Source organism: Polymorphobacter fuscus, from assembly GCF_011927825.1.
Classification (GTDB): Bacteria; Pseudomonadota; Alphaproteobacteria; order Sphingomonadales; family Sphingomonadaceae; genus Sandarakinorhabdus; species Sandarakinorhabdus fusca.
This window is the reverse complement of record NZ_JAATJI010000001.1, coordinates 2642044-2663572: the sequence shown is the minus strand read 5'-3', so window position 1 is coordinate 2663572 and position 21529 is coordinate 2642044. Positions and strand designations below refer to the sequence as shown.

Below are 21529 nucleotides of genomic sequence, written 5' to 3'. Positions count from 1 at the left end.
TCTGATAGGAATGACAGCCGCCCTTGGCAAGCAAGGTTGGGTTTCAGCTCGGACATGGTTCCGCGAACAGGATGGCGATGGCGACCCAGGCGCAGACAGATATCACGGCACCCAGCATAAACGCCGGCGAGGCCGAATTCTTCGGCAGGCTTGCTGCCGACTGGTGGAACCCGAACGGATCATCGGCAATGCTGCACCGCATCACGCTGCTGCGCAGCGCTTTGGTGCGCGATACTGCCGCGGCGCACTTCGGCCGTGGCATCGGGTCGCGGCGACCGCTCGTCGGGCTGCGCGCGCTCGATATCGGCTGCGGCGCCGGCTTGATGACCGAGCCCCTGGCCCGCATGGGTGCCGTTGCGACAGGCATCGACGCCGCACCCGAAAACATCGCCGCTGCTTCGGCGCATGCCGCGGCAGGGGGCCTGTCGATCGACTATCGCGCCGTGTCGGTCGAGGCGCTGGCGGCGACGGGCGGCGTCTATGACATCATCACCTGTTTCGAAGTCGTCGAACATGTCGCCGACCGTGACAGCTTCTTTGCCAGCCTGGCAATGCTGCTGGCCCCCGGCGGCGTTGCCATCCTGTCGACGCCGAACCGTACCGCGGCGAGCTGGGCCGTGCTGATCGCCGGCGCCGAAATCATCACCCGCACGATCCCGCGCGGCGCCCATGACTGGCAGCGCTTCATGACCCCGCCCGAACTGTCGGAGGCGCTGGTCAATGCCGGCCTGTCGGTGACGGCGACCCGGGGGCTGGGATGGTCGCCGGCGCGCGGCTTTGTGGTCGGCGACGATGTGGCGATCAACTATTTCCTCGTCGCGAGCCGCGCCGGGTGAAGCTCTACCACTGCCTCGGCGCGCGCAGTCTGCGGGCCCTGTGGACGATCGAGGAACTGGGGCTCGATTGCGACCTCGTCGTCCTGCCATTTCCGCCACGCAAGCGCGTTGCCGGCTGGATGGAGGCCAACCCGCTGGGCACGATTCCGCTGCTGGTCGATGGGCCGCTGCGGATGACCGAATCCGTGGCGATCGCCCAATATCTGGCGACCGTCGGCGCCGACACGTCGCTGGCAGTCGCCCCCGACGAAACCGATTATGGCTGGTATCTCGACTTTCTGCACCATGCCGATGCGACGCTGACATTCCCGCAGACCGTTTACATGCGCTATCGCCTGTTCGAGCCGCACCGCGGCCTGGAGGTCGCCGGCGACCTTTACGCGCAATGGTATGTGGCACGGCTGGCCAAGGTCGCCGCGCGGCTGGCTGACAGGGCCTATCTGTGCGCCGACCGTTTCACGGCGGCCGATATCGCGATTGCCTATGCCCTGTTCCTGTCGACCCGGATCGGGCTCGGCGACCGCCTGCCGCCCCGGCTGGTCGCCTGGCTGGCCACAATGACGGCCCGCCCCGCGTTCCAGTCGGCGCTTGCGCGGGAAGCGGCAACGCCGGTCGTGGACAGCATGATCGACTGAATTCGCTGCGCCGCAAAGCAAAGGGCCCGGAAGCATCGCTTCCGGGCCCCCTCGACGACTTGGATCGGCGCCTGTTGTCAGGCGACGACGAAGCCGCGGTTGCGGCGACGCGAGGCAAAACCGACCAGGCTGAAGCCAACGATCATCATGGCCCAGGTCGATGCTTCCGGAACCACCGAGATGCTGACATTGTCGATCACCGCACCATAGTTTTCGCCGGCCGAAAGAAGCGAGCGGAACTGGATGTTCTGAAAGTTGTTGCCGGCGATGAAGTCATAGGAAATCGTGTCATACAACATCGACGACGACGTGTTGGCATCGGTCAGCGTGTAGGAATAGATCTCCGCAAGACCGCCGGTCACCGAGGTGAGCACGCGGCTCGGCTTCGGGCGGGCTGCCGGATCGAACGGATTGGCCGAAACGTCGAAGGTCAGGCGATAACGCGAACCGACGGTAAAGCCCGACACGCGCTGCCACACACCGCCGGCGCCGAGGTTGGTGCCCAGTTCAACGCTGCGGTCGCCCGTGGAGGCCGCCCAGACGCTGCTGTCGACATAGTTCACGCCCTCGCTGAGCACGCGCCAGCCGGTGATCGACGTCACATCTTCGCTGGCGAGGAAGGTGCTGCCGGCCGGCGACACGCCATTTTCGAAGCTGCCGTTGACGACCAGATTGACCGCAGCCTGTGCGGAGGTCGAAGCCAGCAGCACGGCGCCGAGAGCGATAAGCGTACGCATTTTGCATCCCTTCTTTTAAACAACGCTAGATTGGTAACGCCAGAAGCGATGCAGGAATCGTGCCAAACGCCGAGTCCATGAAAAATATCGAAGATTTCGCAGGTGCAGCAAAAGCGTTGTAAGCTGTGCTTTACAGTTATGGTTAACGCAGTGTGATACTACCGAAACAATATGTTGCCCAACTATTTACAATAGCATTTTGCGGCGTTTTTGTGGATTTTGGCGTGTATTATGCCAAAGCAGGCACGCATGTTTCGGCATTTTGCTGCCAAAACCATTGCGACAAGGAAAATTAAACCGCTTGTGCAGTCACCATCTCTGGTGACTGTTTTCAAATTCTCGTTCTGTGCGGCTTTCTAGAGAAAGCGCGCCACGACTTCACGGTAACTGCGGCTGACCTTGACCTGGGTGTTCGATCCCAGAACGAGGAAACATTCGCCATTGGTGTGCGGCTTGACGCTCTTGATATTGTCGAGGTTGACGATCGTCGACCGGTGAATGCGCTGGAACTTGCGCGGGTCGAGCCGGCGTTCGAGGTCCTTCATGGTCTCGCGCAGGATCAGCGTCTGGTCGGCGGTGTAGATGCACATATAGTCACCGGCCGCGTCGATCCGCTCGATATCGGCGACATCGACACGGAAGATCTGGCCGCGATCCTTGATGTTGAGCACCTTTTCATAGCGGTTCGCTGCCGGTGCATCGGCATCCGCTGCCAGGTCGTCGGGCATCGCGCCGGGGGCAACCTCGGTCAAAATGCCCTTCAACCGCTCGCTGTCCTCGCAGCTGCGCTTTTCGGTCAGCCGCTGGCGCACGCGCTCGATGGTCGCCGCCAGCCGTTCCTCGTCGACCGGCTTCATCAGATAATCGACCGCCTGGGCATCAAAGGCCTTCAGCGCATATTCGCCGAACGCCGTCACGAAGACGAACAGCGGCGGTTCGATATCGGCGAGCCCGGCGACGACCGAAAAGCCATCGAAGCCGGGCATCTGGATATCGAGGAAAACCAGATCGGGCTTCAGCGTCTTGATGGCGCGGATAGCCTCCCGGCCATTGGCACAGCGCTCGATGATGGTGACATCGTCGAACGCCTGCAGCCGGAGCTCGAGCCCCTGAACGGCGAGCCGCTCGTCATCGACGATGATCGTGGTGATGGACATTGCGTGCTTCCTAATGGGCCGGGACCGGTTGTGGCCCAGGGTTGTTTGCCCCCATTCGGTTCTCGATCCGGTCGTCGCCCCCGACGACCGCGTGTGACGCTTCGGTCTGATATGGAATGTCGATCAGAACGATCAACCCTTGCGGGCTGTTTTCCGCCAATTCGAAACGGTGGTCCTCGCCATAGGCCTGCACCAGGCGTTCCCGGATATTGGCGAGACCGACCTGGGTGCCGCCCGGCATGCCATCGCCGTTGCTTCCTGCCAGGCCCGGCCCGGTATCGGCCACGGTCAGCACCAGCCGGTCGGCCATGCGCCGCGCGTCGATCAGGATATCGGCGCCGTCCTCGCTTGGCGTCACGGCATATTTGATGGCATTTTCGACAATCGGCTGCAGCAGCAGCGACGGCAGCCGCGCTTCCATCACATCGGGCGCGATGTCGAAGCGCGTGCGCAGCCGGCTTTCGAAGCGGGTGCGCTCGATATCGAGATAGAGCTTCAATGCTTCGGCCTCCTGCGCCACCGTTGCCAGCCCTTCGCGTTCGCCGACCAGGCTGTAGCGCAGGAAGGAGGCAAGCCGTGACAGCATGGCATTGGCGCGCTCGGTCTGCTTGAGCAGCACCAGTGTCGAGATCGAGTTGAGCGTGTTGAACAGGAAATGCGGGTTCAACTGGTAGCGCAGCATCTCGAGCTGCGCCGAATTGGCCTGGGCGGCGACGTTTATCATGCGTTCCGACTGTTCGGACAACAGCAGATAATAGTTGATGCCGTAGTAAAGCCCGCTCCACGCCGCCAATACCGAAAAATCGAGAAGGATGGCGCCGAGGAATTCGATGCCCTGCGGCTGCCAGCCCGGTTGATAGAAGGTGGCGTGCGCCCAGACTTCCAGCACCGAGAACAGCGCCGATGCACCGCCCAGGATGATCAGCGTCAGCGTCCAGACATAGACCGGCTTCATCACGATGATCCGGCGATAGGCCGCCGCCATCAGCAGCGTCAGCGAAAATCCGGTCGCGGTGACGATGACCGCGGGCAGGATGAAGGCAACGCCCATCGAATTGGCAAGACCCGACAGCGCCCGCAGCAGCAGATAGGCGACCCAGCCGCCACCCTGGAGGATCCAGAAGGCGCGGTTCTTGTCGTGAAAAAAGCCGAGTGGGCGCTGGTCTTCGAACATGATCCCAGCCTTCTTACCCGATAGCGGGGGCGGTCGACTACCCCGGCCCCTTCCGGCCCCGCGTCCGGCCCGCTACAAGCGCCCGATGTCCCTGACCACCGCCCAGCTCGCGACCGCGCTCGACGCCATCGCCGCGACCGAACCGGCGATTGCCGCGGCGCTGGCCCGCGCCGGCTATCCGGAACCACGCGGCCGGTCGCGCGGCGCCGCCACGATGATGCGCGCCATCGTCGGCCAGCAGGTCAGCGTCAAGGCCGCCGCGAGCATCTGGAACAAGCTGGAAGCGGCGTGCGGCGGCGATATGGACGATCATGCCCGGGTGGCAGCGACGCCGGTGGACGCGCTGCGCGCGGCGGGGCTGTCGGGGCAGAAGGCCAGCTATGTCCATGCCCTCGCCGAAGCGCTGGCCAGCGGTGCACTCGATTTCGCCGCGCTGCCTGCCGATGACGAGGACGCGATTGCGGCGCTGACCGCCGTCAAGGGCATCGGCCGCTGGAGCGCCGAGATCTACCTGTTGTTCGCCGAAGGCCGGCCCGACGTCTTCCCCGCCGGCGATCTCGCCGTCCAGATCGAACTGGGCAGGATCCTGGGCCTCGACGCGCGCCCGACCGAGAAGCGCACGCGGGAACTCGCCGAGCCATGGCGACCGAACCGGGGGGCGCTCGCGGTGTTCCTTTGGCACCACTACAATATCGATGCGTTGGGATGATTGCTGCCGCATGATCACCGACATCACCAGTCCCGCGAACCCGGTATTCAAGTCGCTGAAGGCGCTTGCCGACAAGAAGGCGCGGCGCGAGCAGCAACTGTTCCTCGCCGAAGGACTGCGCGTCTGCACCGAGGCACTCGCCACCGGCCATGTCCCCCACACGTTGATCTTCGCCGCCGATGCCGAGGACCATCCGTTGACCGGCGCGCTGGTCACCGCGACCCTGGCGCGCCGCGGCACGGTGCTGCGGGCAACGCGCGACCTGCTCCACCGGCTGACCGGCAAGGACAATCCGGGGGCGGTCGCGGCCGCCTATCCCATTCCCGACACCGGCCTCGCCGGCATCGATCGCAGCGCGGCGCGGTTGTGGGTGGTTGCCGAGAATTTGAAGGACCCCGGCAATCTGGGCACGATGCTGCGCACCTGCGACGCCGTGGGGGCCGGCGGCGTCATCCTGCTCGACCAGTCGTGCGACCCGTTCAGCCTGGAGGCGGTGCGCGCCTCGATGGGCGGCCTGTTCACCCGGCAGGTGGCGCAGGCGAGCGGCGCCGATTTTCTCGCCTGGCTGCGCTCCGGGCCGGGCAGCCTTGTCGGCGCGGCGCTGTCGGGCTCGACGGTCGACTATCGCAGCCATCCCTTCACCGACCCGACCTTCCTGTTCATGGGCAATGAACAATCGGGCCTGCCGGCCCCCTATGCCGATGCGTGCGACGCACTGGTCAAGCTGCCGATGAAGGGCACCGCCGACAGCCTCAACGTTGCCGTGGCGACGGCGGTGCTGCTCTATGCGGCGCTGGCGCAGTTCGAGCCGGTCTAGGCTGCGCGGCCGCCGACGGGTCAGCCCGCGGCCCAGCGCTGGAGGCCATCCTCATCCACCGTCACCCGGCCTTCGTCGCCGATCGGCGACCGGTCGAGCGACAACAGCGGACCGAGCGTGTCCGTATCGGCAATCTCGATCCGGCCGAACACCCGGTCCCCCGCCGGCGTGCGGCCGATGACGCTGCCATAGGAAGGCGCGCCGTCGCGATCATAGACGACGCTGAAGGTTTCGATCCGCGCCGGGCCCGAATAGGCGGCGTCGAAGAACGGCACATCGCCGCGCGCTGCCTCCGCATCTTCCTGGACGTCCTTGGGCAGCATCAGCGCCGCCGCGGCGCCCGGTGCGCTGCCGACGACCAGCGCGTGATGCTTGGTGACATAGCCGCCCTGGCCATAGAGCAGGGCATGGGTGGCCGGCGCCGCGCGCAGCGCGCGCACCATCGCACAGGTGGCGTGGAGCATATAGCCGTTGAGCGGCGTCCCGAAGAAGCTGAGCCCGCCAGTGACGCTGAACACCTTTGCCGGGTCCAGCCCCAGCGTGCGCCGCGCCATCTTGGGCACCGTCGGGAAGCAGGAATAAAGCTCCACCCGGTCGAAGCCGGCTTCGGCAATGCGCATGGCCTGGCCCAGCACGGCGTTCTGCGCCACCGAATGGGTGAACTGGTCGCGCATCAGATAATCCATCGGCTCCGCCGCCGCCGCGCCGCCATGGATGAACACCATCCGATCCTCGGCGATGCCGGCTTCGCGCGCCAGCGCCAATGTCGTCAGCACCACGGCGGCACCCATGTTGACGGTGTTGTTGGCGACCATGCGCTTGGTATAGGGCCAGGCGATCATCCGGTTGTCGGGCGACGGCGTCACGATCGCGTCGGCCGTGAAGGCCTTCGGCGTCCAGGCGTGCGGGTTGGCGGCGGCGACGTCGGAGATCATCGCATAGGCGGCGCCCGATTCCGCCAGCGCCTCGACCGGGGTCAGCCCCCAGGCGGCGGTGGTGGCGTTTTCGTACAGCGGATAGATGTGGACCGGCTGCATGATGCCGTGGCGGATCGCCATCGGCGTGACATGGTCGGACGGGATGATCGGGTTTTCGGGCGTTTTTGCCGGCGGCGTCCACGGCAGCTCGATCCCGGCAGCGCGGGCCTTGCCGACGGCGTGCTGCGCCTCCCCGGCCGTCACGATCGCGATCCGGCTGTTGCCATTCATGATCCGCACCGCGGCTTCGTGGATGCGCGCGGTCGGCGTTTCGCCGCCCACGACACCATAGACCGACCGCGCCGGATTGATGCCCAGCCGGGCATTGAGCCGGGAGGCGACACTGTCATAGCGCCAGGACACCATGTTGATGATGTCGATGCTGTCGACCCGGTCGAGCCAGCCACCCCCGGCATCGGCGTCGGCGGCGCGAATGGCGGCATCCATCAGCGCCAGCGGTTCCAGCGCCAGGGCAGGGTCCGCCGGCCGGTCGACGATCTCGCCGATGCCGATGATGACGGGGGTGCGGTCGGCAGGAAGCGTCATGGAATCTCCGGACTTATCAGCCGATGTTTCCTAGGTCATTCGGCCGGTGACCGGAACCTGCCAGATTGGCGGAAGCGGCCGCCGGATGGTGCGACAATCGCATCGCGCAAAAGTGTCACATGGGGGACTTGCGCCGATCCGAATCGCTCGCCAACATGCGCTGGTGCTGCGGTGCACAACGCGGGACGGGGGAACTGTGGATGGACATGGCAGGTGGGATGCCGACGCGGCGGGACATGCTGCATGCCATCGGCGTGCTGGGCGGCGCATCGGTCCTCTACCAGGCCATGGAAGCGATGGGTCATGCTGCGGAATCGCAGTTCGCCGGGCCGCCGAACCTGTCAGGGGCGAGGCCGGGGGCATCGGTGGTGGTGCTCGGCGCCGGGCTTGCAGGAATGCTAGCTGCCTATGAACTGCGCAAGGCCGGATATACCGTCGAGATCATCGAATACAACACGCGCCCCGGCGGCCGGAACTGGTCGCTTTATGGCGGTGACAGCTACACCGAACTCGGCGGCGCAACCCAGAAGGTCGGCTTTGCCAAGGGCAATTACCTCAACCCCGGCCCGTGGCGCATCCCCTACCACCACCGCACCGTGTTGCATTACTGCAAGGCGTTCGGCGTTGCGCTCGAACCGTTCATCCAGCTCAACCACGCCGCGCTCATTCACAACAGCAAGGCCTTTGGCGGCAAGGCGCAAAGCTATCGCGAGCTCGCCGCCGACTGGGACGGCAATGTCGCCGAACTGCTGTCGAAAGCCATCGACAACAAGGGCCTGAACGGAGTCGTCACCGCCGAGGATGGCGACCGGCTGAAGGAGGCGCTGCGCACCTGGGGCATGCTCGACAAGGACATGCGCTATGTCCGCGGCGAGCATTCGGCCGAGCGGCGCGGCTGGGACCGGCCCCCCGGTGGCGGCATCAATGGCGCGCCCATTCCGTCGACGCCGTTCGATTTCAGCGAGGTGCGCAAATCCGGCGTCTGGCGCGCCTTTGCCCAGCATATGGGGCATGAACGCCAGACGACGATGTTCCAGCCGGTGGGCGGCATGGGGATGATCGGCCAGGCCTTTGGCAAGCAGGTCGAAGGACTGGTCCGTTATGGCGCCAAGGTGACGCGGATCGACCAGAGCGGCGGCGCCGTGACGGTGACCTATACCGATGTCGCCAGCGGCACCCAGCGCATCGCCAAGGCCGATTATTGCGTCTGCACCATCCCGCTCGGCATCCTCAGCCAGATCGAACTCGATGCCTCGGCCGGGTTGCGGGCGGCGGTGGCGGCGGTCCCCTACTCCAACTCGGTGAAGGTCGGGCTGGAGATGAAGACCCGTTTCTGGGAAGACGAGAGTGCCATCTATGGCGGCATCAGCTTCACCGACAAGCCGATCAGCATGATCTCCTACCCCAGCGGCGGCATGACCAGCAGTGGCCCCGCGGTGATCCTGGGCGCCTATACCTTCGGGCCGGCCTCCTACAAATTCGCCGGCATGACGCCCGAGCAGCGCGTTGCCGAGGCGCTCGAACAGGGGTCCGTCTTCCACCCGGGGCGTTACAAGGAAGAGTTCAGCAACGGCACCGCGGTGGCATGGAGCCGGTCGCCCTTCACGCTGGGCTGCTGCGCCCAGTGGAACGAGGACACCCGCAAGGAACATTACCAGACGCTGGTGGCGGTCGACGACCGCATCGTGCTCGCCGGCGAACATGCATCCTATATCGGCTGCTGGATGGAGGGCGCGCTGCTGTCGTCGCTCGACGCCATCACCCGGCTTCACAAACGTGCGCTGGAGGCCTGACATGAAAACCGTGGCGTTTGTGCTTCTGGCCCTGGCGACGCCGACCTTCGCCGCGCCCGCGCCCGACCCCGGTGCCGTGGTCTACAAGGAGGTCTGCCAGGCCTGCCACATGGAGAATGCGATGGGCGCGGAAGGCGCCGGCCGCATCGCCGCACTGGCGCGCAACCGCAATCTCGAATCGGCCGATTACCCGATCACGGTGGTCACCGGCGGCAAGGGGCCGATGCCGTGGTTCCGGGGCGGCCTTTCGGACCAGCAGATCGCCGATGTCGTCAACTATGTCCGCAGCCATTACGGCAATCATTATCGCGACAAGATCACGGCGGCCGATGTTGCCGAACGCGGCGTAAAGGCACCCCCAGGGCGCGAACGCTAGCCGCCGGGCTCTTCGAACGGCTTCTCGCTTTTCGGCAACATCGCCGATCGACCGCGTTCGTCGCCGCCCTGACGGTCTGACTCATTTCATCGGATGCGGGGGCCTCCGGCCATGCCCGCAAAAAACCCGGCGGGACTTGCCCGCCGGGTCATTGCAGCGCGCCCGGGTCGGATCAGGCGGCTGGTTTGGTCGTATCGGCAGCGGCGACGGGGGTCGCTGCCGCAGCAGCGGCGATCGGCACCGCTTCGGCCGGAAGCGCCGGCACCGGGCCCGCGACGGGACCCTTCAAGGCCGGATAGTCCTTCAGCATCGGGACACCGCCCAGCGGTTTGGAAATGCCGCGATGGCAGGTCGTGCAATTGACCTTGCGCGGGTCGCCGTTCGGCCCGACCCGGTTCGCCGGCCAGGTGTTGCCGAGCGCCGTGATGTAATTGTCGTTGACGTCGCGCACCATGCGGATGCCGTACCAGGCGTTGACGCGCTGGACCCGCGAGTGCGACCAGTTGGCGAAGTTCTGGCTGTTGTGGCAATAGGTGCAGTTCACGCCTAGGCCCTGCGACATGTGCATCATCAGGCCATAGGTCTGTTCGGTTTTCTGGATCGAGGCTTCATGTCCGGTCGGGAAAGTCCGCGGACCCTGAACGCGGATCTCGTTCTTGCCCTGCAGGAGCGCGCTGAACGGATCATAGGGCAGCGATGCAAAGGCGACGGAGCGGGCCGGCGTGTTCTGGCCGTTCTTGTTGCCCCAGATCGTCGGAGGCGTCGGAACGCTTTCGGTCCAGTTCGCAACCGGCACCGGCTGGCCGCGGTGGCACGTCCAGCAGGTCACACCGGCACCCTTGCCGGCATAGTTGCTGTTGGAAAAGTGCGGCGTCCAGGTGGCGTTGATGGCGCGCGTCATCTGCAGCATCTTGCGCGCAACGACCTTGGTGTAAAGCTCGTCCGAGGCCATGTTTTCCGGGTTGTGACAATAGTTGCAACCGCCGTTTTCGACCGTGCCGTCTGCCGGCGAAACCCATTCGGTCAGCGCCGCCATTGTGTAGTTGAACTCGTCGGCGCTGATGTCGCCCAGCACCTGAACGTTCTGGTAGGTGTCGCGGGCGCGCGGGCCTTCGAGCATGTCCGGCGTCAATTCATATGGCGGCGCCGGTACCTGCGCGACGGTCGGCAGGTTGCGCTTTTGCGCAACCTGGGCGAGCCCGGTCCCGCGCGGACCGACCTGTTCCACGACCTTGGTGCCGAACTCGCACCCAGCCAGCATCAGGGCCGGGACGACAAGGGCGAGAAGCTTGAGTTTGCGCGTCATTGTGGTGCCCCCGGAAGAGTGGAGGGATCGACGACACCGGTTGCCGGATAATCGACAGCGAAATGATGTTCGACGGCCCAGAGATACCAATTGTCGACCACCGTGCCTGTCAGCAGGATGCCGATACCGCCGGTCAGCGTCGTCAGCACGGCGAACCACCAAGCCCAGCGATGGATCGATTCCATACTGGCGTTGAAGCCCATTGTCCAGCGCCAGAACAGCGCAGCGCGTTCTGACGCAGTGCCGCGATCGGTGATCTGTTCGATTTCACGTTCCCCGCCATAGCGGCCGACGGCCAGAATGGTGGCGCCGTGCATCGCGAACAGCAGCGTCGAACCGTACAGGAAGACAATCGAAAGGCAGTGGAAGGGGTTGTAGAACAGATTGCCGTACCGGATCGAAAAGGCTGCGGTCCAGTCGAGGTGGGGGAAGATGCCGAAAGGAACGGCTTCTGCCCAGCTGCCCATCGCCAGCGGCCGGATGAAGCCGAGGACAAGGTAGAGCCAGATCGCGCTGGCAAAGGCCCAGGCGACATGGGTGCCCATGTTGAGCTCCCTGGCGCGGCGATAGGTACGGGCCCACCAGAGCAGGATCGACAGGGTGAGGAAAAAGCCCGTGATGAGCCACCAGCCGCCTTCCGCCAGCGGCGGCAGGATGGTCAGACCGTATTTCGCGGGTGGCGGTTCGAGCGCGAGCCAGAAAAACTGGCGCACGAACTGGATCGGCGACCAGTTGACCGAGGCCAGCATGTTGAAGCCGATGATCTCGATGGCGATGAAGCCGCTGATCAGCGAGGCAATGCCCAGGCCACCGAGATAGATCGGCCCGATCTGGGTACCGCCGAGCTTGCCCATCCAATAGGTGAAACCGAACGGCCCGATGCGACCATCGTTGTGATTGCCGAGCGGAACGCCGGGTTCAAGCTCCCCGCGCAGCTGGACCTGGGTGAAAATGTTCTGATAAGCCATTGTCTTATCTCCCCTCAGCGCCAGACCGGCAGGTTAAGCCACCAGGTCCACCATTCCGGCCAGCCGCGCGACCAGAACGGCCCGCTGATGATGATGCAGACGGCGCTCCAGAAACCGGCGTTAAGCGCCAGCAACAGCCCGACACGGTGGATGCCCAGGGTGCCGACCGAATAGCCGACGAGATCGCGGAAGAACGTATCTTCATATTCGGGCGATTTGACGTCGGTGCCCTTGGCCGGGTTGACCGCCGACAGCACCAGCGAGCCGTGCAGGCCGAGTGCGAGCGTCGTGGTGAAGAAGAACGACACCGCCAGCATGTGCGCCGGATTATAGTGGAAGTGGAGATACTGGTAGCCGGTGTTCGACACCCAATCGAGGTGGGTGAAGATGCCGTAGGGGAAGCCCCAGCCCCATGCGCCCATCAACATGGGACGAATGACGACCAGCGAGACATAGGCGAAGATGGCGACGCCGAAGGCGACCGGCACATGATAGCCCATGCCGAGCTTGCGACAGATTTCGGCCTCGCGCAGCGCCCAGCTGACGAAGGATCCGATCGCGCACATGGTGATGATCTGCCACAGCCCGCCTTCGCGCAACGGCGCCAGCGCCAGGCCATATTTGATATCGGGCGGAGCGATGCTGATCAGCCAGGGGTTCCACGTCGGACCAATGGCGGCGCCGTACAGGATCAGTGCCGTGCCGAGCGCGGCAAAGAAGATCGTCGTTACGCCGAAGAAGCCGACGTAAAAAGGACCGACCCAGAAATCGAAGAGGTCACCTCCGATCAGCGTGCCACCGCGAACGCGGTATTTTCTTTCGAAACTCAAGAGCGCCATGGCGCACCTCCCCCCTGGGCTGGCACAAAAAGGCTCAGCGCGGGAAATCTAGCTGTTGGTGCGGGAGGGCGGGGACCGTTTTGCGGGACCCCGCCCGTCTCGCCTTGTCTCGTACGCAACGTAACTTGGTTGTCAGGCCGCTTCGCTGCCGGTGACAGCGATCGAAGCCACCGGCTGTGCGGCCGGTTCGGCGCCGTCGAGCCAGTTGTAGCGCGTCGTGCTGAGCAGGATGAAATGGATCAGGATCGCGAGCGTGAACAAGAACACCGCAAGGGCGGTCAAGATACGCTGCGGGTTGAACGTCTGCCAGATTCTCCACATCGTCGTTACTCCTTAACCACGGCCCGGGACGGCGCGCGTAGCGTCGGCCTGCTGAACTGATTCGATTGCGGCGAAGCCCTTGGGCGCACCGAGCCACGGACGCCACGACCAGACGAGGAAGTGGGCGATGACGGCGACGAACACGAAGAACGCCATGCTGACGACGAACCCCTTGTGGAGCTCCTTCGCTTCAGCGTCGGTCAGGTAAGTACCTGGCCCCATTGATTTGTCACTCATTTATTTTCCTCCATAGTATCCGCCGCACGGGGCCGGGAATGGCCTCGCCCGACCGGCAGCTTTGCGGCGTTGGAACCCACCGCAAAGTGGTCGAGACCCCCGAAGGGACCAAGATATGAGCGCGCCGCGATGCGGGCGCTTTTGTTGAACAGCCAGCGGCTCATGCCGCCTGGGCTTCGAAAAGTCGGGCCGCGGCGTGAAGCCGGTCCCGGGTGACCTGTTTTTCGCCGGCGTCGCGCGCGGCGCGTTCGGCGGCATCGCGCAGGCGCTTGGCGGCAGAAATCCGCACCAGCACCGGCTGCGCATCGACCAGGACATCAAGCTCCGACCGCGCTTCATCGTCCCAGCCGACCGGCTCGAGCAGACGCGACGGTGTTGCTTCGGCACGGTCCATCTGGCCGGCCAGCGGCAGGATGAAGAACAGCGCGTCGAACAGCGCGTTGCAGACTTCCTGGATCAGATAGGTGGCGCCCGAATAGCCCATATAGGGCGTTCCGGTATGGCGGCGGATGGCGGCACCGGGGAAGCTGGCGGCGACATAGATGGCGCGGCTGCCGTGCTCGGCCATGTACATCCGCTCGTTGTAGCTGCCGAACAGGATCAGCGGCGGGCTGGTCTTGATCGCTTCGATGACGGCTTCATTGTCGGGCTTCACCCCTGCCGTGCGCATGAAGCTGAAGGTGCAGGGCAGCCCCATATCGTCTTCAAGGAAGCTGCGCAGCCCGCGGACATAGGTTTCGGTGGCGACAACGGCGAAGCTTGCGGTCCCGAAGAAATCCTGGGTGACCGACCGCCACAGATCCCACAGCGGCTTGATTGTGGTGTGCTTCTCGCGCTCGATGAACGGCTCGGCGTCGAGCCCCGTAAGCTCGGCGAGCTTGCGCAGGAACAGCGTCGTCGAATTGAGACCGATCGGCGCCTGGAGATACGGGCGTTCGAGCGTTTCGCAAAGGCCGCGGCCCCATTCGCGATACATGCAGATGTTGACTTCGGCATCGGCGAGCCGGCGAATGTCGGCAAGGTGCGTCCCGAGCGGGAAGACCAGATTAACCTCGCAACCGATGCCTTCGACGAGACGACGGATTTCGGCGAGGTCGCTGGCCATGTTGAAGGTGCCGTACATCGGGCCGATGATGTTGACCTTGGGCCGGGCGCCTTCCTTGCGCGGGCGCAGCGGCGGTACCTTCTTGGGACCGAACTGCGTCCACAGCCAGGTCAGCGCGCGGTCGCCGGCCTGCCACTGGTCTTCATCGATGGTGCGCGGCAGGAAGCGCTGAACATTGGTGCCTTCGGGCGTCACGCCGCCGCCGATCATTTCGGCGATCGAGCCGGTGACGACCACCGCCGGCAGCGAAGGGTCGAGCGTCTTCCACGCGCGCTTCATCGCGCCTTCGGTGCCATCACGGCCCAGTTCCTGTTCCGACAGGCCGGTGACGACGATCGGCAGCTCGTGCGGCGGCAGGCCGTCGGTATAGTGCAGCACCGAGGTAACGGGCAGGTTCTCGCAACCGACCGGGCCATCGATGATGACCTGCAGGCCCTTGATGGCGGTGAACGCATAGACCGCGCCCCAATAGCCGCCGGCCCGATCATGATCGAGAATCAGCGTCATGAGCCGATCGCCTCTTCGGCCTTGGCCGAGGCCAGCATCTTGGCGGCGTACTTCTTCTTGAAATCGGGGCGGTCGGTCGGCGTATCTTCCCAGATGCCGGCGGAAAAGCCTTCGCCCACGCCTTCAAAGAAGGTCCGCATCGTGTCAAACCGCGCCTTGTTGCCGAGCGCCGCATTGATCACCTGCGCCAGGCTGCCGGCGCCGGCCGGGCCCATCAGCGGGCGGGCGGAAATCAGGTTGGTGAAATACAGCGCCGGTATGGCGTGCGACTTGGCGTGCTGCACGACCGGCGTCGTGCCGATGGCCAGATCGGGCTTGAAGGCATCCACCGCCGCCAGGTCCTGCGCCAGGCTGGCGCGATACTGGATGTGGACACCCTTGGCCTCGAGCCACTCGCGGTCGGGATCCGACCAGCGCGTCCGCGGGCAAGCAGTGCCGACATAATGGACTTCGGCGCCCGATTCGACGAGCAGCCGCGCCACCAGCAGTTCGGAGCCTTCATAGCCTGACACCGTGATGCGGCCCTTGATCGGCTTGGCCGCCAGCGCGCCGGCGATGGCAGGCAGGAACTTGTTCTGCGCAGCAGCGACCTTGTCTGCGGCAATGCCGCACGCGTCGCCGATGGCGGCGAGCCAGGCTGCGGTGCCGTCGCGACCGACCGGCGCGCTGCCGACGACCTTGCGGCCGGCAGCTTCGAACTCGCGCACCGACGCCGTGTAGAAGGGGTGGATCGCAGCGACGGCCGCGCAATCGAGCGCGGCGTAAAGTTCGCGCCACTCGCGAGTCGGGACGACCGGACCGGCGGCGAGCCCCATCGGCTCGAGCATCATCGAGATGCCGACCGGATCGGCGGGGAACATCTCGCCGAGAAGGGTGATGGTCGGCTTGTCGGGGCGCACTGCGGGGGCCGCGACCGGGCCGGCCTGGATTTCCTTGCGGGCGAAGGCGAGCATCGCGCCTGCAAGGACATCCTTGGCTTCGGCATGGGTCGGTACGCCGAAACCGGGAACGTCGATACCGATGATGCGGACGCCGTTGATGACGTCGGGAATGAGCTGCAGCGGCACGCCCGATGCCGTCGGGACGCACAGGTTGGTGACGACGATGGTGTCGTACAACGCCGGGTCGGCCATCTTGTACACCGCTTCGCGGATGTCTTCGAACAGCTTGCCGGTGACGAGCGTTTCGGAATTGAACGGCACATAGCCGACGGTGCGGCGGGCGCCATAGAAGTGCGATGTGAAGGTCAGGCCGTAAACGCAGCAGGCCGAACCCGAGAGGATGGTCGCTGTGCGGCGCATCCGCAGGCCGACACGCAGCGACCCGAACGCCGGGCACATCGACTGCGGCTGATCGTGCGGCCCCTTGGGATAATCGGCGGCATAGCGATCGAGAATGTCGGATTTGCCGGCCTTGGCCGCCGCGTCGCGCATCGTGTCGGCGCCGGCATGGCAACCGTCCGCTTCCGCCACCGGCAGTTCAAGATCGAGATGGTCAGACATTGTCGTAAACGACCTCGAGCGACGGCTTGGTAACAAACTCGCCGCCGCGCATATCGGCCTGGGTGGCCGGGCGCAGGGTGAAGCTGCCGCCGGTATCTTCGGGCTTGAACAGGCCGAGCAGCCCGTCCTGGTCGAGCGGCTTCGGCCGCACCGGCGGCGCTGTCGCGACATTTTCGGCCAGGCTCTCGAACAACGGGCCCCATTGGCTCTCGTTGGTGCCGATGATCTGGTAGTTGGCGGACTTCTTGCGAATGTCGTCATCCGCCGGGATCGACACCAGGATCGGGATGCCGACGGCATTGGCAAAGGCCTGGGCTTCGCCCGAGCCATCGTCCTTGTTGATCAGGATGCCGGCGACGCCGACATTGCCGCCCATCTTGCGGAAATATTCGACCGCCTTGCAGACATTGTTGGCGACATAGAGCGACTGCAGGTCGTTCGAAGCGACGACGATGACCTTCTGGCACATGTCGCGCGCGATCGGCAGGCCGAAGCCGCCGCAAACCACGTCACCGAGGAAATCGAGCAGGACATAGTCGAAGCCCCAATCGTGAAAGCCCAGCTTTTCCAGCGTTTCGAAGCCATGGATGATGCCGCGGCCGCCGCAACCGCGACCGACTTCGGGCCCGCCCAATTCCATTGCGAAGACGCCGTCGCGCTGGAAGCAGACGTCCTCGATGCTGATTTCCTCGCCGGCAAGCTTCTTGGCTGCCGATGTCTCGATGATCGTCGGCGTGGCCTTGCCGCCGAACAACAGGCTCGTCGTATCGGATTTCGGGTCGCAGCCGATGAGCAGAACGCGCTTGCCCTGCTGCGCCATCATGTAGCTGAGATTTGCCAGCGCGAAGGACTTGCCGCTGCCCCCCTTGCCATAGATGGCGATGATCTGGGTTTCCTTGGTGACCGGGCCGGTGTGGACCGGATCGGGCTCCATGTCGGCTTCGGCGCGCAGCGCCAGCACTTCGTCGAGCAGAGCGTTGACGCTCATGACATGTCTCTCCAGTCAAACACCATCTTCAGACAGGCCGGATCGGTGAAGGCGCGGCCATAGGCCGTCGCTGCCTCGGTGGCGGGCACGGTGTTGGTCACCAGGCCGTCGAGCGACAGCCGCCCGCTGCCGACCATCGCCACCACGGCGGCAAGGTCGTCGGGCAGGAATTCGGTGGCGATCCGGATCCGGGTTTCGCGGCGAAATGCCGGGGCGAAATTGAAGCTCAGCGGATCGCTGTAGAAGCCGGCAAGGACGATCTCGCCGCCATGGCCCATATGCGCCACCGCCGGGTCGAGGATCGCCGAATCACCGCTCGCGTCATAGACGCTGCGATAGTCGCGGCGGTCGTCGGCATCGGGGGCAACAACGTGGTAGCCCGAGGCGCCGTCCATGCGGGCACCGTTGATTTCCCAGACTGTCGGGTGACGGCCTTCGGCAACCGCCATGCGCGCCAACAAGCGGCCAAGAACGCCATGACCGATGATGAGATCGGGAAGGGCGCCGCCGGCAAGGGCGTGACGGGCGGTGGCAGCGAGCGACAGCAGCACCGCCGATTCGCCGAGACCTTCGGGAATCGACAGCACGCGCGCCGAGCCGGTGACCAAAGTCTGCGCCGAGCCGCCGAACAGCCCGCGGGCGCCGATGAACTTCGACGATCCGGGCACGAAGACATGTTCGCCTATGCGGCTGCGCGATGTCGCGCTGGCATTCGGACCCGCATCGACGACGCGACCGACGGCTTCATAGCCCGGGACCAGCGGATAGCCCATTCCGGGAAACGCCGGCATTGAGCCGTTGTACATCAGTTTTTCGGTGCCCATCGAGATGCCGCTGAAATCGACGGCAATGACCAGGTCGTCGCCTTCCGGCGGTGCCATGTCGAGACGGCGCAGGGCCACTTGACCCGGTGCCTCTACAACAACTGCCAGCGTATCCATCCCCGATCCCCGGAGAGCCTCCATTCCTGGTGGCTCTTCTCTTCCGGCAGCATCCTACCAACCCGATAGCAGATGTAAAGCTGGCTTGACGCTTTTTGGCGTCAATTTGTTTTGACACAGGTTTCTGGCAGTCGTCAGCGGTCGGCGACGAGCAGGCGGGTGACCATGGGCAACGCCGTGCGCTGTTCGCGGATGCGGCGGAAGCCGGCGCCCTCCAGAAAAGCCCGATAGGCAGCGGCAGTGCGCGGACGCCCCGACCCCATTGCCCAGAGATAAAGGCCGAAATAGGCGTCACCCATCGCCTCGGCGCCGCGCGTACCGGCCATCGGCTCGGCCACGATCAGCCGGCCGCCCGGCGGCAGCGCCGCATGGATCTTGGCCAGGAGCGCCTGCACCACGGCGTCGTCATGGTCGTGGAGGATTCGCACCAGGCTGACCAGATCGGCACCGGGCGGCAGCGGATCGTCGCGGAAGCTGCCGCCATGAACCTCGACCCTGGCGAGTCCGCGCGCGGCCAGCACGCCGCGTGCCGTTTCGACGACCGGCGGCAGGTCGAAGATCGCCAGGTCGAGCCCCGGGTGGCGCGCCGCCACCTCGGCGACAAAGGCCCCATGGCCACCGCCGACGTCGAGCAAACGGCGGTGACGGCCGAAGTCATAGGCGGCAAGCACCTGTTCCGCGACCATCGGCTGTGATGCCGCCATCAGCGCCGAATAGGCGCTGGCCTTGGTCGCCGCCGCGGGGTCGGCGCTGCTGCTGGCCGGCACGCCCTGCCCCGCTGCTGCCGCATAGCTCCAGAAATCGGCGAGCTTGCCGCCGCCGCGCCCCTGACGCAGCATGGCCAGCGGGTCGGCGAGATCATCGTAGAACAGCTTGTGATGCTCGATCATCGCCAGCGCGCCGCTGTTGTTGGCCAGCGCCGCCCCGCGCTGCCCCAGCGTCCAGCGGTCGCCGGGCAGCGGCGTCACGAGATCGATCGCCTGCGCCGCCGCAAGCAGCCGCGCCATCGCCGCCGGCGACAGGTCGGCGGCCGCGGCCAGCGCGGCCGTCGCCGCCGGTGCCCGGGCCAGGCCGCTGATGATGCCGGCGTCGACAACCGCGGTCAGCGTCTTGGTGTAGACAAAGCCGGTAATGACGCCGAACATCGCATTGGCATGGTGCGATGCGACCCGGCGCAGCAGCGGCAGGCGCATCGACCAGTGCTGGAATCGCGGGTCACCGAGCCAGCGGTTGCGCCACAAAAGCCATTTCTCGCGCCAGCCAGGCCCAGGTATCGGATCGGTCATTGTGTCATCGACACTGGACAGTCGGCCTTGTCCGGTCAATCATATGCCGGTGATTTGGCGCCTTTGCCGGCGCATCGAGGACGCATTTTTTGAGCCGGACAGGCGATCAGGACCGCAGCGAACGGGATGGCGTCGTCATCATCGGCGCCGGCATCGGCGGCCTGGTGGCGGCGGCGTTGCTGGCGGGTCGCGGCGTGCCGGTGACGGTTGTCGAGCGGATGGCGGCGCCCGGCGGCAAGCTGCGCACCGTCGATTGCGGCGGCGTCGCGGTCGATGCCGGGCCCACGGTGTTCACCGCCCGCTGGGTCTTCGAAGCGATCTTTGCCGAACTCGGCGCCGACCTCGACGATCATCTGACGCTGGTGCCGAGCGAGCGCCTGGCGCGCCATGCCTGGCAGGACGGATCGCAGCTCGACCTGTGGGCCGATCCCGCGCGCAGCCGAGATGCCATCGCGGCGTTTGCCGGGCCGGACGAGGCGCGCGGCTGGGACGCGTTTCGGGCCGAATCGGCGCGGATCTGGAATGCGCTCGAACATCGCTACATGGAGGCGCCGGTCACCTCGCCTGTCGGCCTGGCGCTGCGCTTCGGCATCGGCGGCATGGGGGAAATGCTGGCGATCAACCCCTTCCAGACCTTGTGGACGGCGCTCGGCAAGCATTTCCGCGACCCGCGCCTGCACCAGCTGTACGGGCGCTATGCCACCTATTGCGGCGCCTCTCCGTACGAGGCCACCGCGACGCTGATGCTGATCGCGCATCTGGAAGCGCGCGGCGTCTGGCTGGTCGAAGGCGGCATGCACAAGGTGGCGGAGGCGCTCGCCGGGCTGGCCGCGGCCCGCGGCGCGCAGTTCCGCTATGGGGCGCATGTCGAGAGCATCCGGGTGGTGGCGGGACGCGCCGCCGGCGTGGTGCTGGCGAGCGGCGAAGTCCTTCCCGCCGCCGATGTGATCGCCAATTGCGATGCCAGCGCCATTGCCAACGGCTGTTTCGGCGATGCGGTGCGCGGTGCCGTCGATGGCACGAAAGCCGCCGATCGTTCGCTGTCGGGGCTGGTGACGATGATGACCGCCGAGGCCAGGGGGTTTGACCTCGACCGCCACAACGTGTTTTTCTCGGTCGACTATGAACGCGAGTTTCGGGAGATTTTCCGCGACCGGCGCTTGCCATCGGCACCCAGTGTCTATGTCTGTGCGCAGGACAGGCCCGGCGCGGCCACGGGTTCGGAACGTTTTCAGCTTATCGTCAATGCGCCCGCCACCGGAGACGGACGCGCACCAACCGCGGGGGAGATCGAAGCATGTCAGACGGCGACATTCGCGGCATTGGAACGATGCGGGCTGCAGTTGACACCGCACCGGACAGTGCCGGTGGGGCCGGCGACGTTCGAGGCGCTTTTCCCTTCGACGGGTGGAGCCCTTTATGGTCGGGCCTCGCACGGGTGGCGCGCCAGCTTCCGCCGGCCGGGCAGCCGTTCCCGGTTGGCGGGGCTGTGGCTCGCGGGGGGTTCGGCGCATCCGGGAGCGGGCGTGCCGATGGCGGCCTTGTCCGGCCGCTTGGCGAGCGCTGCGATCCTTTCGGCCCGCGCTTCGACGCGGCTGTCGGTGCCAATGGCTATCGCTGGTGGTATGTCGACGCCGAAAGCGACCCCGGCAGCCGGGACAGCTTCGGCCTGACCATCATCGCCTTCATCGGCTCGGTCTTTTCCCCCTATTACAAGGCCAGCGGGCGGCACGCGCCCGAAAACCATGTGTCGCTCAACGTCGCGCTCTATG

Annotated in this window: 21 protein-coding genes; 7 read left to right on the top strand and 14 right to left on the bottom strand. The window is 65.5% G+C overall.

Translation table 11 applies throughout. The annotated features are described in order from the left end of the window. The first annotated feature begins 71 nt into the window (after positions 1–71). Both ubiG and GGQ62_RS12665 read left to right on the top strand, forming a co-directional pair. Positions 72–836, top strand: a complete 765-nt coding sequence (gene ubiG, locus GGQ62_RS12670) for a bifunctional 2-polyprenyl-6-hydroxyphenol methylase/3-demethylubiquinol 3-O-methyltransferase UbiG (protein ID WP_243446256.1) — start codon at positions 72–74, stop codon at positions 834–836. Beyond that, positions 833–1471 (top strand): glutathione S-transferase family protein, encoded by a 639-nt coding sequence (locus GGQ62_RS12665; protein ID WP_243446684.1) that lies wholly within the window; start codon positions 833–835, stop codon positions 1469–1471. The genes ubiG and GGQ62_RS12665 overlap by 4 nt, the downstream gene beginning before the upstream one ends. A 77-nt stretch (positions 1472–1548) precedes the next feature. Here the strand turns inward: GGQ62_RS12665 and GGQ62_RS12660 are convergent, their stop codons facing one another. From GGQ62_RS12660 to GGQ62_RS12650, 3 genes are all read right to left on the bottom strand, one after another. Next, on the bottom strand, positions 1549–2208 hold the full coding sequence (locus tag GGQ62_RS12660; RefSeq protein ID WP_152578658.1) for a DUF642 domain-containing protein: 660 nt from the start codon (positions 2206–2208) through the stop codon (positions 1549–1551). A 356-nt stretch (positions 2209–2564) separates the two neighbouring features. Continuing rightward, positions 2565–3365, bottom strand: coding sequence for a LytR/AlgR family response regulator transcription factor (locus GGQ62_RS12655; RefSeq protein WP_152578657.1), 801 nt, complete (start codon positions 3363–3365; stop codon positions 2565–2567). Positions 3366–3375: 10 nt separating this feature from the next. After that, positions 3376–4539 carry a sensor histidine kinase gene (locus tag GGQ62_RS12650; protein WP_152578656.1) on the bottom strand — a complete coding sequence of 388 codons (1164 nt, stop codon included), beginning with the start codon at positions 4537–4539 and terminating at the stop codon, positions 3376–3378. 85 nt (positions 4540–4624) lie between these two features. On the opposite strand from GGQ62_RS12650, the gene GGQ62_RS12645 reads away from it, so the two are divergent. Next, on the top strand, positions 4625–5248 hold the full coding sequence (locus GGQ62_RS12645) for a DNA-3-methyladenine glycosylase family protein (RefSeq protein WP_152578655.1): 624 nt from the start codon (positions 4625–4627) through the stop codon (positions 5246–5248). 10 nt (positions 5249–5258) lie between these two features. After that, positions 5259–6065 carry a TrmH family RNA methyltransferase gene (locus GGQ62_RS12640; RefSeq protein ID WP_152578654.1) on the top strand — a complete coding sequence of 269 codons (807 nt, stop codon included), beginning with the start codon at positions 5259–5261 and terminating at the stop codon, positions 6063–6065. Positions 6066–6085: 20 nt separating this feature from the next. Here GGQ62_RS12640 and GGQ62_RS12635 read toward each other — a convergent pair whose 3' ends face one another. Further along, a complete protein-coding gene (locus GGQ62_RS12635) occupies positions 6086–7588 on the bottom strand; it encodes an acetyl-CoA acetyltransferase (protein ID WP_152578653.1) in 1503 nt (500 codons plus the stop codon). A gap of 236 nt (positions 7589–7824) precedes the next feature. Between GGQ62_RS12635 and GGQ62_RS12630 the strand changes: the two genes are divergently transcribed. Together GGQ62_RS12630 and GGQ62_RS12625 are read left to right on the top strand one after the other, a co-directional pair. Beyond that, positions 7825–9381 carry a flavin monoamine oxidase family protein gene (locus GGQ62_RS12630; protein ID WP_243446255.1) on the top strand — a complete coding sequence of 519 codons (1557 nt, stop codon included), beginning with the start codon at positions 7825–7827 and terminating at the stop codon, positions 9379–9381. Positions 9382–9391: 10 nt separating this feature from the next. After that, a complete protein-coding gene (locus GGQ62_RS12625; RefSeq protein WP_207790534.1) occupies positions 9392–9757 on the top strand; it encodes a c-type cytochrome in 366 nt (121 codons plus the stop codon). Between the two features lie 172 nt (positions 9758–9929). Here GGQ62_RS12625 and pufC read toward each other — a convergent pair whose 3' ends face one another. The 10 genes from pufC to GGQ62_RS12575 form a co-directional block, all read right to left on the bottom strand. Then, positions 9930–11063, bottom strand: coding sequence for a photosynthetic reaction center cytochrome PufC (gene pufC, locus GGQ62_RS12620; RefSeq protein ID WP_152578650.1), 1134 nt, complete (start codon positions 11061–11063; stop codon positions 9930–9932). After that, positions 11060–12031, bottom strand: coding sequence for a photosynthetic reaction center subunit M (gene pufM / locus GGQ62_RS12615; RefSeq protein WP_152578649.1), 972 nt, complete (start codon positions 12029–12031; stop codon positions 11060–11062). The genes pufC and pufM overlap by 4 nt, the downstream gene beginning before the upstream one ends. A gap of 14 nt (positions 12032–12045) precedes the next feature. Continuing rightward, positions 12046–12870 (bottom strand): photosynthetic reaction center subunit L, encoded by an 825-nt coding sequence (gene pufL / locus GGQ62_RS12610; RefSeq protein ID WP_152578648.1) that lies wholly within the window; start codon positions 12868–12870, stop codon positions 12046–12048. 132 nt (positions 12871–13002) lie between these two features. Then, a complete protein-coding gene (pufA, locus tag GGQ62_RS12605; RefSeq protein ID WP_152578647.1) occupies positions 13003–13191 on the bottom strand; it encodes a light-harvesting antenna LH1, alpha subunit in 189 nt (62 codons plus the stop codon). Between the two features lie 12 nt (positions 13192–13203). Beyond that, entirely contained in the window at positions 13204–13428 is a 225-nt protein-coding gene (gene pufB / locus GGQ62_RS12600; RefSeq protein ID WP_152578646.1) for a light-harvesting antenna LH1, beta subunit, read from the bottom strand. Positions 13429–13588: 160 nt separating this feature from the next. Next, positions 13589–15040: a chlorophyllide a reductase subunit Z gene (bchZ, locus tag GGQ62_RS12595; RefSeq protein ID WP_152578645.1), complete on the bottom strand. Its 1452-nt coding sequence runs from the start codon at positions 15038–15040 to the stop codon at positions 13589–13591. Further along, entirely contained in the window at positions 15037–16542 is a 1506-nt protein-coding gene (gene bchY / locus GGQ62_RS12590; RefSeq protein ID WP_152578644.1) for a chlorophyllide a reductase subunit Y, read from the bottom strand. Before bchY ends, bchZ begins: the two co-directional genes overlap by 4 nt. Then, positions 16535–17530, bottom strand: coding sequence for a chlorophyllide a reductase iron protein subunit X (locus tag GGQ62_RS12585; RefSeq protein WP_152578643.1), 996 nt, complete (start codon positions 17528–17530; stop codon positions 16535–16537). Before GGQ62_RS12585 ends, bchY begins: the two co-directional genes overlap by 8 nt. Continuing rightward, entirely contained in the window at positions 17527–18471 is a 945-nt protein-coding gene (bchC, locus tag GGQ62_RS12580; RefSeq protein WP_152578642.1) for a chlorophyll synthesis pathway protein BchC, read from the bottom strand. Before bchC ends, GGQ62_RS12585 begins: the two co-directional genes overlap by 4 nt. A gap of 134 nt (positions 18472–18605) precedes the next feature. Further along, positions 18606–19757 (bottom strand): methyltransferase, encoded by a 1152-nt coding sequence (locus tag GGQ62_RS12575; protein WP_152578641.1) that lies wholly within the window; start codon positions 19755–19757, stop codon positions 18606–18608. An 89-nt stretch (positions 19758–19846) separates the two neighbouring features. Between GGQ62_RS12575 and crtD the strand changes: the two genes are divergently transcribed. Continuing rightward, positions 19847–21430 (top strand): 1-hydroxycarotenoid 3,4-desaturase CrtD, encoded by a 1584-nt coding sequence (gene crtD, locus GGQ62_RS12570; RefSeq protein ID WP_152578640.1) that lies wholly within the window; start codon positions 19847–19849, stop codon positions 21428–21430. Positions 21431–21529 lie beyond the last annotated feature (99 nt).